The organism is Methylobacterium aquaticum (assembly GCF_001043915.1).
Classification (GTDB): Bacteria; Pseudomonadota; Alphaproteobacteria; order Rhizobiales; family Beijerinckiaceae; genus Methylobacterium; species Methylobacterium aquaticum.
In genome coordinates, this window is record NZ_LABX01000195.1 from 1 (window position 1) to 15,182 (window position 15,182).

Genomic DNA, 15,182 nt, shown 5'->3' on the forward strand with positions numbered 1-15,182 from the left:
ACGTCGAGCATCTGCGGATGGATGGTGACGAGGAGCGCGGTCGCCGCGCAGAGCGCCGCGATGGTGAGGTAGCCCAGCCGCGGCGGGCAATCGATCACCACCACGTCGTAATCGTCCGCCACCTCGTTGAGGGCGAGGCCCATCCGGGCGAAGAACGGCGGCTCGGGATCGTTGGCTTTGCGCCGCGCCGAATGCATCGGCGCCTCGAACTCGAAGACCTCCAGCTCCAGGTCGGCCGCCACCAGGTCGAGGCCGGTGAAGTAGGTGTGGCGGATCACCTCGGCCAGCGGGCGCCGCTGCTCGCCGTAGCGGATCGCGTCGTAGATGGTGGGGTAGGGCTCGCGCTCGTTCTCGGGCCGGACGCCGAGCAGCGTCGACAGGCTGGCCTGCGGATCGAGATCGATCGCCAGCACCCGGTAGCCGCGCAGCACCAGGGACTGGGCGAGATGGGCCGAGGTCGTGGTCTTGCCCGACCCGCCCTTGAAGTTGACGCAGGCGATGACCTGAAGGTGCTCGCCCTTGGCGGGATCCCGGTGCGGACGGTAGCGGCGGCCGATCCGGTCGATCTCGTCGAGATGGGCGCGCAGGGCATGGATATCCGCCAGGGCATAGAGACGGCGGCTCCCCGGCGCGACCTCGGGCGGCGAGACCAGGAGATCGGGCGAGAGCTGGCGGATCCGGCTGTCGGTCACGCCGAGGATGCGGGCGACCTCGCCGGAGGTGAAGCGGCGCAACGTCTTCGCCTCCGACGGCGAGAACACCACCGAGGCGATCTCGCGCAGCTTCGCGCCCAGGATCCGGGCGTCGTGGCCCGCGATCTGGTTCGAGGCGGGCCCCACGGGCTCGCCCGGTGGAACATGCTGATTCATCGACTCTGACTCGCTCACGGTGAAAGGCTGAAATCGACCATAACACCGTAAGCGACGAATGAGGATTGCCGCGATCGGGCGGGTGGCGGACCGCGCAAGCCTCGCGCAAGCGTCCAAGCCCGGTCGAGGCACCTGTCCTGCCCGCGCACCAGCCCTGCCCGCATCGCGGCGCGACCTCGACTGCCTCGCCCATCCGGAGATTCCGCCCTTGCTTGCAATAGACACAGATCATCGCGTGTCCGATCTTGGATTTTCGACGTCACCCATGAAATCAGCGCTCAACTAGCGTCGGATCGCTAGATTTCGTCAATAACAATCCAGGCCCTCATCATTCCGGGCACGGCATCATGCGCCAGATGCAATACGGGCAGTTGCGCGTTTTCTTCGGCAACTCCATCGAGGGCCTGAGCCGCGGCGACGTGGCTCCCGCGACGGCGATCAAGTCCGGCGCGATTCTCGCTCCTTACGTGGCGCATCAGGTCGAGGCCGGCGTCACGGTGTCGACGGGGTGCTCACCAAGACCGCGCTCGCCGCCAATGTCGGCCAGGTGCCGATCGGGGTGCCGCGGGTGCAGCTCAATTTCGGCGCCGAATGGGATTTGCCGGGCGTGCCGGGCCTCATCCGGACCGGCGCCGTCATCGATACCGGACGCCAGTTCGTCGATACGGCCAACACCCAGGCGCTGCCGGACTGGGCGCGCCTCGCTCTCGGCCTGCGTGACGCGACCGTCATCGAGGGCCGCAAGACGACCTTCCGGGCCAACGTGCTGACCGTCACGGGCGCGAGTTCCCGGACCGGCGTCGCCTCGTTCGGTACGTTCTTCACGAGCGCGCCGCGCACCGATCTCCTGTCGATGTCGGTCGACCTGTGATGGCAGGGGAGGGGAGGCCCACCGGCCGCCCCGGCCTTCAGCCCTTCGCGGCGGTCACCACCACCTCGATCAGCGCGCCGCCGCCGAGATCCGCGACGCCGACGGTGGCGCGGGCCGGCAGGTCGTCGCCGAAGAAGCGGGTCCAGGCGGCGTCCATCTCCTTCTTGTGCGAGAGGTCGGTCACGAAGATCGTGGCCGAGACGATGCGCGAGGCGTCGGTCCCGGCCTCCTTGAGGTAGCCGGCGATTTTTTCCAGGATGTTCTCGGTCTGCGCGCCCATCGGCACCGAGGTGTCGTCCGCGATGGTGCCGCCGACGAAGACGAGGCCGTTCACCTCGACGGTGCGGTGCATGATCGGGGTGCGGATCGAACGGGTGATGGTCATCGGACTCTCCTTGAACGTCAGGTTCGGAAGCGCTCGATGCCGAGCGCGCCGATCCGGGTCTGGGTGCCGCCCTCGACGATGAGCTCGGCCATGACGGCGCCCGCGCCCGGTCCGAGCTGGAAGCCGTGCAGCGAGAAGCCGAACTGGTGGAAGAGGCCCGGATGCCGGGCGCTCGGCCCGAGGACCGGCAGGTCGTCCCTCGTCTTCGCCTCGATGCCCGCCCAGGCGCGCAGGATCTGGGCCTCGCGCATCACCGGAAAAAGCTCGAACACCGTGCGGGCGCTCTCGGCGAGGCGGCGCCAGTTCAGCACCGTCGTGCCCCGCTCCTGGTCCGGCACCGCGAGATGGCCGCCGCCGATCAGCACCGTGCCGTTGCCGAACTGCTTGAACGACAGCTTGCGGCCGCGCAGGATCACCACCGGGTCGATGAAGTGCGGCACCCGCGAGGTAATCATCAGCATCGGCGCCACGGTCTCGACCGGCACCGGCTCGCCGAGGGTGTCGGCGATGCGGCCCGCCCAGGCCCCGGCGGCGTTGACGAGAACCGGCGCCGCGTAGGTGTCGGCGCCGACATCGACCCGCCACAGCCCGTTCTCGCGGCGGATGTTAAGGGCCGGCTCGCCCTCGCGGACGATGGCCCCGAGTTGTTCCGCCTTGCGCCGGAACGCCGCCACGGTGCGGGCGGGCTCTGCCGCGCCGTCGCGGCGCGAGACGACGCCGCCCGGACAGGTCTCGGCCACGGCCGGCACGAGGCGGCGCAGTTCCGCCCCGTCGATCAGTTCCTCATGGGTAAAACCATGCCCGTGCAGGTCCGCGACCCGCTCGGCACAGGCCGCGAGTTCCCCGTCATCCTCCGCGACCAGCACCTGGCCGTGGCTCTCGAAGCCGCACTCGTCGTCGACGAGGTCGCCGATCCGCTCCCACAGATCCATCGAGCGGATCGAAAGGGGAATTTCGGCGACGTGGCGGGCGAGCTGGCGCACGCCGCCGGCATTCACGCCCGAGGCGTGGCGGCCGGCATAGTCCTTCTCGATCAGGACGGGCTTCAGCCCGGCCCGGCAGAGATGGAGAGCCGTGGAGCAGCCGTGGATCCCGCCCCCGACCACGATGGCGTCGGCGAGCACGGTCATCCGCGCACCACCGCCTCGGTCTCGGCCTTGGACTTCGGCAGGGCGGCAAGCTCGGCGAGTGCGATCGGCTTCACCGGCGCGCGCAGGCGGTAATAGCCGATCTCCTGCGGCGTCTTCCCCCGCGCCTCGGCCATCAGCTCGGTGACGGTGAGCCCGCAGAGCCGGCCCTGACACGGGCCCATGCCGGTGCGGCGATAGGCTTTGAGCTGGTTCGGCCCCGTCGCCCCGATGGCGACCGCCTCGCGGATGTCGCGGGCGGTGATCTCCTCGCAGCGGCAGACGATGGTGTCGTCGGCGGGGATGCGGAACTGCTTGCCGGGCCGGAACAGCCGATCGAGGAACGGCCGGCCGCGCTCGGCGCGGGCGAGTTCGGCCCGCACGCTCTCACGCGATTCGAGCTTGGCCAGGGATGCGGGCGCCAGCGCCTCGACCGCCGCGAGGGCAGCCAGGCGGCCGCGGAGCGCCGCAGCCTCGGCGCCGCCGATCCCGGCCCCGTCGCCCGCCACCGCGATCCCCTCGACCGAAGTCGCGCCGTCCTGGCCCAGCACCGGCAGCCAGGCGAGTTGCACGTCGTCCCAGGCATGGGCGACACCGGCCGCCATCGCCAGGTTGACGTTCGGCACCACGCCCTGATGCAGCAGCAGCAGCGAGGCCGGCAGGGTCTCCTCCCGCGCGCCCACCTTATAGGTGACGCTCGACAGCCGGCCCTCGCCGCGGGCCGCGAGATCGGTGACGCCGGAGACCACACTCACCTTGGCGCGCACCTCCCGTATCAGCGCGAGGCCCTTGCGGAGATACGGCGAGGTCGCGAAGGCGAGGGCGTGGGGCAGGGCGCCGACGATGTTCCGGCGCTCGGTGGTGTCGAGGATCCGGTCGATCCGGCCGCCGAGGCGCAGGATCTGCGCCGAAAGGAGCCACAAGAGCGGACCTTGCCCGGCGATCACCGTCGGCTCGTCCGGCACCAGGCCGGAGGATTTGAGCAGCGTCTGCGCGGCACCGGCGGTCATCACGCCCGGCAGCGTCCAGCCGGGAATCGGGAACGGCCGCTCCAGGGCGCCGGTCGCCAGGATCACCCGCCGCGCCGTGACGAAGGCCGAGCCGCCGCCGACCGAGACGCCGATCTCCAGCGCCGTGTCGAGGCTCCACACCGTGGCGCGGTGGATCACCTCGGCGTCGCCCTCGCGGAGCGCGCGGACCAGCGCCTCGCCGCTCCAGAAATCGGGCCCGAGCTGTCCGCGATCGGCGAGCGGGGTCGAGGTGATGGCGCGCCAGACCTGGCCGCCGGGTCCGGCATTCTCGTCGAGGAGCAGGACCGACAGGCCCGCCTTGGCGGCGGTGGCGGTGGCGGCGAGGCCGGCCGGGCCGGCGCCGATCACCACGAGGTCGTAGGAATCCTTCAGGGGTGCGCTCATCGGCCGATCTCCCGCTTGCCCTTCTGGATCTCGATCCGCATCCCGTCCGCCACCGGCACGAGGCAGCCCTGGCGGTTGCCGACCCCGTCGATGGTGACGAGGCAATCGAAGCACACCCCCATCATGCAGTAGGGCAGCCGCGGCGCCCCGCTGACGGCGGTGAGCCGGCGCACGTCGCGGCCGGAGGCAAGCAGCGCCGCCGAGACGGTGTCGCCCGCCCGCGCCTCGACAGGGGCGCCTTCGACGAGGATGCGGACGATGGGTCGGGTGTCGTGGTCGGATCGCTTGAACATGGGCGTCTCCGGGCCTGTCGGCCCTCGTCGAATCTCAATGGGTGGTCGGGGACCGATGGGACTGCCACCCTCCGGGTCATTCCGGGGCCGCGAAGCGGAGCCCGGATTCCAGCTCCTCAGTTCGTTCCGGAAGACGCTGATCGCTCTTCGTCCCGTCGTGCACGACCTGCGGTTCTGGATCCCGGGCTCCCGCCTGCGCCGAGCCCCGGGATGACCCTGCGAGGTGGAGCCGTTGCGGGTCCACGACGGGGTCTCGCCGATCATCGTCTCAATAATACCCGCTCCCCGTCCCGCTCTCCTGCGCGGCGAAGCGCTTGGCCGTGAAGGCGCCGACCAGGTCCGGCTCCAGGGCGCCTCCCGCCACCATCCGGGCGATCTCGAAGGCGTGGTTGGCGGCGAGCGTTACGCCCGAATGGCAGCAGGTCACGAAGGCGCCGGGATGCGTTTCGGACTGGTCGTAGATCGGGAAGCCGTCCCGCGGCATCACCCGGATGCCGGACCAGGTGCGAACGACGTTGAGCCGCGCCAGATGCGGGAAGGTGCGCTGCGCCCGGTCGGCCATCACGGCGTTGATGCCCTGGCGCATCGCGCCGTCGTCGAGCACGTCCTCCTTGCTGTCGCCGATCATCACCGTGCCCTCGTCGGTCTGGCGCAGGGTCGCCAGCGTGTGGGGCAGGAACGGCTCGGTGCGCTCGGTGACGAGGATCTGGCCCCGCGTCGGCCCCATCGGCGCCGAGAGCCCGACCATCGGAGCGAGGTCCTGGTTGGCGTTGCCGGCGGCGAGCACGATCTTGGCGGCGCGCACCTCGCCGGCCGGCGTCGTCAGCCGGAACTCCCCGCCCTCGCGGGTGATGGCCGAGACCGGCCGCTCGGGCCGGTAATCGACGCCGAACGCCTTCATCCCGGCATGGAGGGCCCGGTAGGTGCGCAGCGAGTTCACGTGGCCGTCGAGGGGGCAGAAGCTGCCGCCGGACACCTCCGGCCCGAGGCCCGGCAGGGCCCGTCCGGCTTCCGCTGCCGAGACCATGTCCATCCGGTAGCCGTCGGCACCGAGCTGGTTGTGCATCCGGGCGACGAGATCGGCGCGGCGGCCATACTCGGCCTCGCCGAGCGTGAGGTGGAAGCCGCCATTCTGCTGCAAGCACACGTCGAGACCGGTCTGCTCGCGCAACGCCGCGGCGAGGTTGGCCCAGCTCCGGGCCCCGCGCACGGTCCAGTCGGTATAGGCCGGCATGCCGAGCCCCTTGCTCTGCACCCAGACGAGGGCGAAGTTCGCCCGCGAGGCGCGCTTGGTGACGTCGCCCTCGTCGAGGACGACCACACGCTGCCCGAGCCGGCCGAGGCCCCAGGCGATGGCCGAGCCGAGCAGGCCGCCGCCGATCACGGCGACGTCGTAGTCCTTGGACATGGGAACTCCTGTACGCGGCCGCCCTCAGTGGCTTCCCTTGCCGGCGAGCACGCGGTCGAGGCCATAGAGGCGGTCGAGGATGGCGAGGAACGCCATGGTGACGGCGATGACGCAGGCCGAGACCGAGGTGACCAGCGGGTCGATGTTGTCCTGGATGTAGAGGAACATGCGGACCGGCAGCGTCTCGGTGCCGGGCGCGGCGAGGAAGACCGTCATGGTCAAATCGTCGAAGGACTGGATGAAGGCGAGCGCCCAGCCGCTCACCACCCCGGGCAGGATCAGCGGCAGGGTGACCCTGCGAAACAGCGTGAACCCGCCGGCCCCGAGCGACACCGCCGCCCGCTCCAGGGCCGGATCGAGGCCGGTTGCCGCCGCCAGCGTCAGCCGGAAGGCGAAGGGAAACACCACGACGATATGGGCGGCGAGCAGCGCCAGGAAGGTGCCGCCGAGGTTGAGCGCCGTGAAGAAGCGCAGGAACGCGACGCCCAGCACCACGTGCGGAATCATCAGCGGCGACAGGAACAGGGCCTGGAGCGCGCCGCGGCCCGGCACCGGATACCGGGTGAGCGCGAGCGCCGCCGGCACCGCGACGAGCACGGCGACGAGGGAGGACAAGGCGCCGAGCCCGAGGCTGACCCAGAAGGCGTGGACGAATTCCGGGTAATCGGCGATCGCCCTGAACCAGCGCAAGGAAAAGCCGTTCGTCGGCAGGGACAGAAAACCCTCCGGCGTGAAGGCGACGAGGCAGACGACGACGATCGGCGCCAGCATGAAGGTGACGAACAGGCCGTGGAAGGCGAGCGCCAGGGGGCCGTTGCGGCTCATGGGGACACCTCCGCATAGCGCCGCTCGACCAGCGCATTGGCGCCGACGACGATCAGGACCAGCCCCACGAGCAGCAGCACCGCCACCGCAGCGCCGAGTGGCCAGTTCAGCGTGTTGAGGAACTCGTCATAGGCGAGCGTCGCCGCGACCTTGAGCCGGCGCCCGCCGATGATCGCCGGGGTCGCAAAGGCGCTGGCCGAGAGCGAGAACACGATGATGGCGCCGGAGAGCACGCCCGGCATGATCTGCGGCAACACGATGCGGCGCAGGATGGTGACGGGGCCGGCCCCGAGCGACATCGCCGCGTGCTCCACCTGCGGATCGAGGCGCTGGAGCGCCGCCCAGACCGACAGCACCATGAACGGCATCATCACGTGGACGAGGGCGACGACCACGCCGGTCTCGGTGAACAGGAAGGGGAGGGGAGAGGAGATCACCCCGAGCGACATCAGCAGCTTGTTGGCGAGCCCGTTGGAGCCGCCGAACAGGAGCGCCCAGCCGAGGGTCCGCGCCACCACCGAGATGAGCAACGGCCCGAGGATCAGCAGCAGGAAGATCCCGCGCCAGCGCCCGCTCATCCGGTTGAGGATGTAGGCTTCCGGCGCGCCGAGCAGCGCCGTTGCCGCCGTGGTGATCAGGGCGATTCGCAACGTGCGCCCGAACATCTCGGCGTAATACGGATCGGTCGCGATCTCCTGCCAGTTCTTCAGGATCAGGACCGGCTCGATGCCCTTGTACTGGCCCCAATCGTGGAACGAGAGCAGCACCGTCATCGCCAGCGGCACCAGCACGACGCCGGTAAACAGCATCAGGGCCGGCAGGATCAGCCAGAGCGGGGCGCGGCTGGCCCGGAGCGCCGGGACGGTCGTGGGCGCGGCGGCCGGCAGCGAGGTCGTGGCGGCGGCGCTCACGCGGCGGCTCCGGCGCTCAGGCTCCCATCCCGGATGCTCATGTCGTCCTGGCGCCAGGCGAGGCGCACCGCCTCGCCCTCGCCGGGCTGGGGCAGGCCGTCATTCGGGCGCACCACGATCGCCGGGCCGCATTCGGTCTCGCACTGGAACAGCCAGTGATTGCCCTGGAAGATGCGGGCGGCGACCCGGGCGGGCAGACCGTCTTGCGCGAATCCGATCCGCTCGGGGCGGACGCTGACCGTCACCGGGCCGCGCACCCCCACGGGGGCCGGCGCGCTCCAGCCGCCGACGACGATCCGGGCGGGGGCGGCGCCCTCGACCCGGGCGGAAAAATCGTTGGTCTTGCCGAGGAACTGCGCCACGAAGGCCGAGGCCGGGCGCTCGTAGGTGTCCTGCGGCGTGCCGATCTGCTCGATGCGGCCCTTGCTCATCACCACGATCCGGTCGGAGAGCGACAGCGCCTCGCCCTGGTCGTGGGTGACCAGGATGGTGGTGGTGCCGAGGTTGCGCTGGATCTGGCGCAGCTCGATCTGCATCTCCTCGCGCAGCTTGGCATCGAGATTCGAGAGCGGCTCGTCGAGGAGCAGCACGCTCGGGCGGATGACGAGGGCGCGGGCCAGCGCCACCCGCTGCTGCTGGCCGCCGGACATCCGGCGCGGATGACGGTCCTCGTAAGCCGCGAGCCCGACCATCGCGAGCGCCGCGCGGACCCGCTCGGTGCGCTCAGCCTTGCCGACGCGCTGCATCTCCAGGCCGAACGCGACGTTCTCGGCCGCCGTCATGTGCGGAAAGAGCGCGTAGCTCTGGAACACGATGCCGAGGCCGCGCTTCGACGGGTGGACCTGCGTCAGGTCGCGGCCCTCCAGACGGATCGTCCCGCGGGAGGGCGTCAGGAATCCGGCGATCATCTGGAGCGTCGTGGTCTTGCCGCAGCCCGACGGCCCGAGCAGGCAGCAATACGAGCCCGAGCGGATCTTCAGGTTGATCCCATCGACCGCGACGGTGTCGCCGTAGCGCTTGGTCAGGCTGACGAGTTCGATGTCCACGCGCTCTCCCCTGGGCGGCTCCCGGTGCCGGACCAAAAAGCAAGGGGCGGGCCACGGCGCGGGTCGGGCCGGCGGATCGGGTCAGGCCGGCGATTCCAGCCCGCGAGCCTGTTGCAATGCGCCGGGCGATCCGCTATCCCCCCGCTCGTCTTCGGCGCACCCCGAACCGCCCGGCCTTGAGGCCGCGGGCGGCACGAGCGGCGCCGACGGGCCGTTGTAGCTCAGTGGTAGAGCGCATCATTGGTAATGATGAGGTCGGGAGTTCAATCCTCCCCAGCGGCACCATCCTTCACCGTGAGAGTCTTGAGATTCCGCTCGGTGTGTCTGACAGCTGTTCGACCCCTGTTGGGAGGCCAGCGCGGCACCGGCGCGCCGTTGTAGCTCAGTGGTAGAGCGCATCATTGGTAATGATGAGGTCGGGAGTTCAATCCTCCCCAGCGGCACCATTCTTCTTCTGAACAATGCATGTGTGGCTGGCCTCGCCTGTCTCGGCGGGCCCGCGCGTCCCGATCGCCCGTGATCCGCGAGGCCGAGCCGCCGACATCCGTCACAGCAACGGGATGCCGTTGAGCAGGGCCGACAGCTCGGATTGCCGGTGCACGCCGGTCTTGGAAAAGATCGCCTTGACCTGCGTCCTGACCGTGTGCCCGGACAGCCCGTGCCGGAGCGCGATCTCCGGGATGCTCATGCCGGTTGCGATGTCGCGGGCAATCTTGCTCTCGGCCGGTGTCAGGTCGAACAATCCTCTGATCAGGCGGGCGTCCGGCGCCGTCCCGATGGCCAGCGTGGTCACGACCATCAGGACGGAGGCGCGGCTGAAGAGATCGCGGGAGGCGCCCGCCATCGGCACCATGTGCAGGATCGACGGCGGGCTCTCCGCCGAGGCCGGGATGGGGATCGACCGGCCGGGGACGCCGGCCTCCCGGTTACCGGAGGTCGCCAAGGCCTCGACGAGCAGATCGTCGGACGGCTTGTGCCTGAGCCTGATCCGGCTGGGCCCATCCTCGATCAGGGTCGGCATCGCGTTCGCCAGGAGAGCGTTGCTCGCGAGAAGCTTTCCCGTGCGGGTCAGCGCGCCGGCGGCCAGCCCGAGCAGTTCGAGATTGTCGATCGTCGCGTCGATCCGGGCCTGGCTCTGGCGGGCGGCCAGCAAGGCGGCCCGGCACAGATGCGGTCTGAACGCATCGAGATGATCGGCGTGGTCGCGGCCGAACGGCCCCGTGCGATGCCGTCTCTCGATGTTGATGACCAGCGTGTCGCCGTTCGGCACCGCGATGGCGGTGCCCAGATGCCATCCGCCGCCCAGCCGCCGCATGTCCCGGTACATCGGTTCGGCCTCGATCTCCTCGATCGTGAAGAGATCGAGATCGGTCAGGAAGCCCGCATGGTCCCGCTTGACCCCCCGTTCGACCAGGGGGTTCCGCTCCATCCAGCCATTCGCCAGGAAATCGGTGAAGAAGTCGGAGGTCGCAGCGGACGCGGTCCACCGCGCCGCCTCGGGGGTCGCCGTGAACAGCATTCCGCCCCAGCCGCCGGTTCTCGCGGACAGATCGTCGAGGAGGCTGGGCCACAAGGCGGGGATGAAGGCGGCCTCGTAGATCGTGTCGATCAGATCGTCCGGTGTCCGGGTCGTCATCGTGTCCGCCTGAGAGGGTCGCAGCCGCCGGAACCTCCACGACCCCGGCCAAGAGGCCCAGCCAAGAGGACGGTGAGACGATATCCGGAAGTCCGTCCCGATATCGCGGATGGCGAGCCCGCGCGGTGGAGCCGGAGGCTCCCCATGCCGACCAAGCCGGTCCGTGCATCGCGAAGCCGATCCGACAGCATTGCCTGAAGCGACCGGTCGGCAATCCTATGGCAGGATCAGGCGCGGGGCGCGATCGGGCTATCGTCGGGATCCCGTCCGAAATGGTGGGGCACGTCCTGGCCGGTCACGCGCCCGCCGCCCGGCGGGTCGTCCGCGCCGCGCCGTCCCGCCCCTTTCCTCTCCCCCGCCATCAGGCTGGCCAGCCGCTCGACCGGCTGCGGCCGGCCGAACAGGTAGCCCTGCATCTCCTCGCATCCCTCCTCGACGAGGAAGCGCCTCTGCGCCTCGGTCTCGACCCCCTCGGCCACCACGCCGATGCCGAGGCTGCGCCCCAGGCCAAGCATCGCCCGCACGATCACGGCGGCGGAGGGGCGCTGCTCCAGCTGGCTGACGAAGGAGCGGTCGATCTTGATCGCGTCGAACGGGAACGCTTGCAGGGTCGCCAGCGACGAGTAGCCGGTGCCGAAATCGTCCATGGCGATCCGGATCCCGAGCGACTTGAGGCGGCGCAGCACCGTGAGCGCGCGGGTTATGTCCTTGATGATGACGGTCTCGGTGATCTCGATCTCCAGCCGGTCCGGCGACAGTCCGGTCTCGGTCAGGATCGCCAGGACGCGCTCGGGCAGGTCGGCCTGCTGGAACTGGCGCGGCGACAGGTTGACGGCGACCTTGAGCGGGCGCGGCCAGCCCGCCGCCTCGCGGCAGGCGGCGCGCAGCACCCACTCGCCGAGGGGCGCGATCAGGCCGGTCTCCTCGGCGAGTGGAATGAAGGCGCCCGGTGGCACCAGCCCGCGCGACGGGTGCTGCCAGCGCACCAGCGCCTCGCACCCGACGAGCCGGCCGCAGGCGGACCGGATCTGGGGCTGGTAGTGCAGCAGCATCTCGTCCCGCGCCAGGGCATGGCGCAGGTCGGCCTCGAGGAGGCGCCGCTCCGCCAGGGCGGCGTCCATGGCAGGGTCGAAGCTCCGGGCGGTGTTCCGGCCCTCCGCCTTCGCCTTGTAGAGGGCGAGGTCGGCACGCCGGAGGATCGTCTCCTCGTCGGTCCCGTGACCGGGAGCCAGGGCGACGCCGATGCTCACCCCGACCTGGATCGGCTGGTCGCCGATCGCGACGGGCCGGCCGATCTCCCGGATCAGCGCCTGCGCCAGCGCCAGCGCGTCGCCCGCGTCACCGACCGAGGCGAGGAGGATCGCGAACTCGTCCCCGCCGAGCCGGGCCGCCCGATCCTGCCCCACCCTCTCCTGCGCCGCGAGGACCGTCCTCAGGCGCTGCGCGACCTCGCGCAGCAGCGCGTCGCCCGCGTGATGGCCGAGGGCGTCGTTGACCTCCTTGAAGCCGTCGAGGTCGAGGCAGAGCACCGCGCAGGATCCGCCGGTCTGCGCGATGCCGGCCAGGCACTGCTCCAGCCCCTCGCGGAACAGGGTGCGGTTCGGCAGGTCGGTGAGGGCGTCGTGGGTCGCCATATGGGCGATCCGGTTCTCCGCCTCCTTGCGCACCCCGATGTCGCGGTGGGTGCCGACGAGCCGCATCGCCCGCCCGTCGGCATCGCGCCCGACGACCTTCGCGCGGGTGAGGAACCAGCCCCAGGCGCCGTCCTTGCGCCGCAGCCGGTGCTCGCCCTCGAAGACCGGGCTCTCCCCGACGAGATGCCGGCCGAGCAGCGAGAGGGTGCGAGGGCGGTCGTCGGGGTGGATCAGCGCCTGCCAGGTGCTGGAGCGGGACGGCAGCTCGCCTGGTGCGTAGCCGAGCAGGTGCCACCAGCGGTCCGACATCCAGGCTTCGCCGGTCGTGAGGTCGCAATCCCACAGGCCGTCGCTGCCGGCGTCGAGCGCCAGGGCCAGGCGCTCCTCGCTCACCCGCAGCGCCTCCCGGGCGCGGACGATGTCGTCGATGTCGAGCGCCGTGCCGATCCACTCGACCAAGGCCCCGTCGCGCAGGACCGGCACCATGACGATCTTGTACCAGCGGTAATCGCCCGACAGGTTCTTCAGGCGGGCCTCCGTCTCGAAGGTGCGCGCCTGAGCCGCCGCGACCCGCCACGCCGCGGCGATCGCCTCCCGGCCGTCCGGGTGATGCGAGGCGAAGCGCTGCGCGCTGGAGGTGACGCCCGGACCGAACAGCGCCTGGAACTGCCGGTTGGTGTAGACGGTGTAGCCGTCCGGGGGCATGACCCAGACCATCTGCGGGAGCGTGTCGGTGAGAGCCCGCATGCGCTCTTCGCTCGCCGCGAGCGTGGCCTTCTGCGCGCTCAGGACCCGGTTCATCTCGCGCAGGCGGTCCGCCGCCAGGGCCATGGCGGCACAGGCGAGCACCGCCAGGGTGACGGTGGCGATGCCGGCGGCGAGCCCGGCACGCGGCAGGGTGTCGGCGCCCGGGCCGGTCTGCGGATCCGGGACTATCCGCACCGCCGCGATGGCCAGGACGTGCAGCGCGGCGATCCCGAGGGTCAGCAGGGTCGCCGAGGGCACGAGGCTTCCGGTCTTTCCGGGGCGCGGCAGGGTCAGAAGGGAGCCGCAGGTCAGGGCGAAGCCGACCAGGACGGCCGTCCCCGTCAGGACCGGGTCCCAGGAGAAGCGGCCGGGCACGTGCAGGCTCTGCATGCTGATGACATGCACGACGGCGAGGCCAAGGCCGAGGAGCACGCTGGCGGCGACGCCCCGGAGGATGGTCGGGCTCCGGCGCAGAGGCGCCAGGGCCGCCAGGGCGCCCGCCACGCTGACGGCGAGCGAGGCGAGGATGATCGCCGGATCGTAGCGGATGCCCAGGCCCGGATCGTAGCCGAGCATGGCGATGAAGTGCGTGCTCCAGATCCCGGCCCCGGCCGAGAAAGCCGCCCCGGCGAGCCAGCCGAGCGAGCGTCCGCCGCGCTCGACGCGCGCCTGCTCCAGCAGGTGAAGGGCCGTGTGGCAGGAGAGCCAGCAGACCAGTGCCGCGAGGGGAACGGCCCATAGCATGTGCTCGGCCCTCGGGCAGACGAACGCACACTCCATCGTGTCCTGCAATGGCGTCGGTGACGCGCGCAACATGCCCCAGCCAAGCCGAACAATCGATCCTTTCGACCCCTCGAAGCGCCCGGATTGTGCGATTCCCGCGGCGGCCGTCGTGAAAGCCACGGGGTGATGCGGGGAGCGCCGGATCCGGGGTCGTTTCATCCGGCCAAGGGAGGGGCCGCCGGACGGCCGCTCCGATGGCCCTTCCGTCGCAGTAACGATTTATTAACCATGATGAGGCCAGTGATTCGGCCATGTACTCACAGCTTCGTCTCTACGGTTGGCGCCCCCTCGAAGCGGTCGGCCATGTCGTTTTCGCCCTCGCTCTGCTGACGTTCGGCCTCGTGTGCACCGGAGCGGATCTGCTCGGCGGCTGGGAGCACGCCGTTCGGCTCCTCGTGGGCCGGGGCTGATCCCGGGACCGGGCGCTCCATCGCCGCGGCCTCCCGAGCTGCGCCGCCCTCACGGATGTTGGGCGCATCGCTGTCCGGCGTGAGCCGGATCAGGCCAGGCCCCGGCAACCACGGCTGGCTCCGCGCCGTGGAGAATGATCGCCACCAGCTGTTCCCGGGCGAGCGGCCCGGCCCGCTTCGCAGCAGCGCCTCGGCCGAATGGCGCCTCATCGGCAGAGTATCGTATCCCAGGGCCTGGACGGGCTGCGGGGCGCCTGAGAACCGGATGCCGGCGGCCGCACGCAACGGTGAGGGGCCGCAAGAGGCTTGGTGCCGCACCGGCGCTTCAAAACCAGCCTGTGCGCGCCTACATCCCGAAGGCAAGGCCACGGCCCGGATACATGCCCGAGGTGAGCGATGGACTATGTCTGCGACGTCACGGGTGGAAAGACCTGGTTCCAGATCGAGACCGAGGCGGAGGCGATCCGCGAATCGGCCCTGATGGGCCACGCCGTCGAGAAGCACTTCCGTCAGGCCCGGGAGCGCGCCGAGGCGTCCTACGTGCCGCCCCCGGGGCCGTTCATCGAGCAGCAGATCGGGCTCAAGGCGCATCTGCGCCGGACCATGCCGCGCTTCTTCACCCTGCGCGATGCGGAGGGCAACGGGCTCGCCACCGCGATGATCCCCGGAGGGGCCGGCTGCCCGGTCATCGTCGGCGTCGGCAACCGCGACCCCTATGTCGAGCATGCCGAGGCGATCCGGGTGCTGGCGGCGCATCTCGGCCTCCTGCTGGAGCGCAGCCGCTGCTACCCCTACGGCCGGTGACGCCGCCTCGCACGGAGG

At 70.7% G+C, this 15,182-nt stretch carries 14 protein-coding genes and 2 tRNA genes; 4 read left to right on the forward strand and 12 right to left on the reverse strand.

Annotation, left to right across the window (positions count from 1 at the left end):
• Positions 1–869: plasmid partitioning protein RepA (repA, locus tag VP06_RS23605; RefSeq protein WP_048466270.1), on the reverse strand; the 869-nt coding region annotated here is incomplete at its 3' end.
• A gap of 508 nt (positions 870–1,377) precedes the next feature.
• Here repA and VP06_RS23610 point away from each other — a divergent pair.
• On the forward strand, positions 1,378–1,740 hold the full coding sequence (locus VP06_RS23610) for a hypothetical protein (protein ID WP_048466246.1): 363 nt from the start codon (positions 1,378–1,380) through the stop codon (positions 1,738–1,740).
• 37 nt (positions 1,741–1,777) lie between these two features.
• Here VP06_RS23610 and VP06_RS23615 read toward each other — a convergent pair whose 3' ends face one another.
• The 8 genes from VP06_RS23615 to VP06_RS23650 all read right to left on the reverse strand — a co-directional run bounded on the left by VP06_RS23615 (position 1,778) and on the right by VP06_RS23650 (position 9,090).
• Entirely contained in the window at positions 1,778–2,125 is a 348-nt protein-coding gene (locus VP06_RS23615) for a RidA family protein (RefSeq protein ID WP_048466247.1), read from the reverse strand.
• A 17-nt stretch (positions 2,126–2,142) separates the two neighbouring features.
• Positions 2,143–3,255 carry an NAD(P)/FAD-dependent oxidoreductase gene (locus VP06_RS23620; RefSeq protein WP_048466248.1) on the reverse strand — a complete coding sequence of 371 codons (1,113 nt, stop codon included), beginning with the start codon at positions 3,253–3,255 and terminating at the stop codon, positions 2,143–2,145.
• Complete coding sequence (locus VP06_RS23625) at positions 3,252–4,667, reverse strand: NAD(P)/FAD-dependent oxidoreductase (RefSeq protein WP_048466249.1); 1,416 nt, start codon at positions 4,665–4,667, stop codon at positions 3,252–3,254. Before VP06_RS23625 ends, VP06_RS23620 begins: the two co-directional genes overlap by 4 nt.
• Positions 4,664–4,960 carry a (2Fe-2S)-binding protein gene (locus tag VP06_RS23630; protein WP_048466250.1) on the reverse strand — a complete coding sequence of 99 codons (297 nt, stop codon included), beginning with the start codon at positions 4,958–4,960 and terminating at the stop codon, positions 4,664–4,666. Before VP06_RS23630 ends, VP06_RS23625 begins: the two co-directional genes overlap by 4 nt.
• A 268-nt stretch (positions 4,961–5,228) precedes the next feature.
• Complete coding sequence (locus VP06_RS23635) at positions 5,229–6,368, reverse strand: NAD(P)/FAD-dependent oxidoreductase (protein WP_048466251.1); 1,140 nt, start codon at positions 6,366–6,368, stop codon at positions 5,229–5,231.
• Between the two features lie 24 nt (positions 6,369–6,392).
• Entirely contained in the window at positions 6,393–7,193 is an 801-nt protein-coding gene (locus tag VP06_RS23640) for an ABC transporter permease (RefSeq protein ID WP_048466252.1), read from the reverse strand.
• Positions 7,190–8,080, reverse strand: a complete 891-nt coding sequence (locus VP06_RS23645; RefSeq protein WP_048466271.1) for an ABC transporter permease — start codon at positions 8,078–8,080, stop codon at positions 7,190–7,192. The genes VP06_RS23640 and VP06_RS23645 overlap by 4 nt, the downstream gene beginning before the upstream one ends.
• 20 nt (positions 8,081–8,100) lie before the next feature.
• Positions 8,101–9,090, reverse strand: coding sequence for an ABC transporter ATP-binding protein (locus VP06_RS23650; protein ID WP_245291287.1), 990 nt, complete (start codon positions 9,088–9,090; stop codon positions 8,101–8,103).
• Positions 9,091–9,360: 270 nt separating this feature from the next.
• On the opposite strand from VP06_RS23650, the gene VP06_RS23655 reads away from it, so the two are divergent.
• Both VP06_RS23655 and VP06_RS23660 read left to right on the forward strand, forming a co-directional pair.
• Positions 9,361–9,435: transfer RNA gene (locus VP06_RS23655), tRNA-Thr, on the forward strand.
• 86 nt (positions 9,436–9,521) lie between these two features.
• Positions 9,522–9,596 (forward strand) — tRNA-Thr (locus VP06_RS23660).
• A gap of 101 nt (positions 9,597–9,697) precedes the next feature.
• On the opposite strand, the gene VP06_RS23665 is transcribed toward VP06_RS23660, so the two are convergent.
• The 3 genes from VP06_RS23665 to VP06_RS23675 form a co-directional block, all read right to left on the reverse strand.
• Positions 9,698–10,786 carry a helix-turn-helix transcriptional regulator gene (locus tag VP06_RS23665; RefSeq protein WP_053082005.1) on the reverse strand — a complete coding sequence of 363 codons (1,089 nt, stop codon included), beginning with the start codon at positions 10,784–10,786 and terminating at the stop codon, positions 9,698–9,700.
• A 227-nt stretch (positions 10,787–11,013) separates the two neighbouring features.
• Entirely contained in the window at positions 11,014–13,911 is a 2,898-nt protein-coding gene (locus tag VP06_RS23670; protein ID WP_053082006.1) for a bifunctional diguanylate cyclase/phosphodiesterase, read from the reverse strand.
• 296 nt (positions 13,912–14,207) lie between these two features.
• Entirely contained in the window at positions 14,208–14,570 is a 363-nt protein-coding gene (locus VP06_RS23675; RefSeq protein ID WP_048466255.1) for a hypothetical protein, read from the reverse strand.
• Positions 14,571–14,756: 186 nt separating this feature from the next.
• On the opposite strand from VP06_RS23675, the gene VP06_RS23680 reads away from it, so the two are divergent.
• A complete protein-coding gene (locus tag VP06_RS23680; protein ID WP_048466256.1) occupies positions 14,757–15,164 on the forward strand; it encodes a hypothetical protein in 408 nt (135 codons plus the stop codon).
• Positions 15,165–15,182 lie beyond the last annotated feature (18 nt).

What these genes read in the sequence shown, in the direction of transcription:
- VP06_RS23615 (WP_048466247.1), bottom strand. Translation starts at nt 2,125, where the DNA reads ATGACCATCACCCGTTCGATCCGCACCCCGATCATGCACCGCACCGTC.
- VP06_RS23620 (WP_048466248.1), bottom strand. Translation starts at nt 3,255, where the DNA reads ATGACCGTGCTCGCCGACGCCATCGTGGTCGGGGGCGGGATCCACGGC.
- VP06_RS23625 (WP_048466249.1), bottom strand. Translation starts at nt 4,667, where the DNA reads ATGAGCGCACCCCTGAAGGATTCCTACGACCTCGTGGTGATCGGCGCC.
- VP06_RS23630 (WP_048466250.1), bottom strand. Translation starts at nt 4,960, where the DNA reads ATGTTCAAGCGATCCGACCACGACACCCGACCCATCGTCCGCATCCTC.
- VP06_RS23635 (WP_048466251.1), bottom strand. Translation starts at nt 6,368, where the DNA reads ATGTCCAAGGACTACGACGTCGCCGTGATCGGCGGCGGCCTGCTCGGC.
- VP06_RS23640 (WP_048466252.1), bottom strand. Translation starts at nt 7,193, where the DNA reads ATGAGCCGCAACGGCCCCCTGGCGCTCGCCTTCCACGGCCTGTTCGTC.
- VP06_RS23665 (WP_053082005.1), bottom strand. Translation starts at nt 10,786, where the DNA reads ATGACGACCCGGACACCGGACGATCTGATCGACACGATCTACGAGGCC.
- VP06_RS23670 (WP_053082006.1), bottom strand. Translation starts at nt 13,911, where the DNA reads ATGCTATGGGCCGTTCCCCTCGCGGCACTGGTCTGCTGGCTCTCCTGC.
- VP06_RS23675 (WP_048466255.1), bottom strand. Translation starts at nt 14,570, where the DNA reads ATGAGGCGCCATTCGGCCGAGGCGCTGCTGCGAAGCGGGCCGGGCCGC.
- VP06_RS23680 (WP_048466256.1), top strand. Translation starts at nt 14,757, where the DNA reads ATGGACTATGTCTGCGACGTCACGGGTGGAAAGACCTGGTTCCAGATC.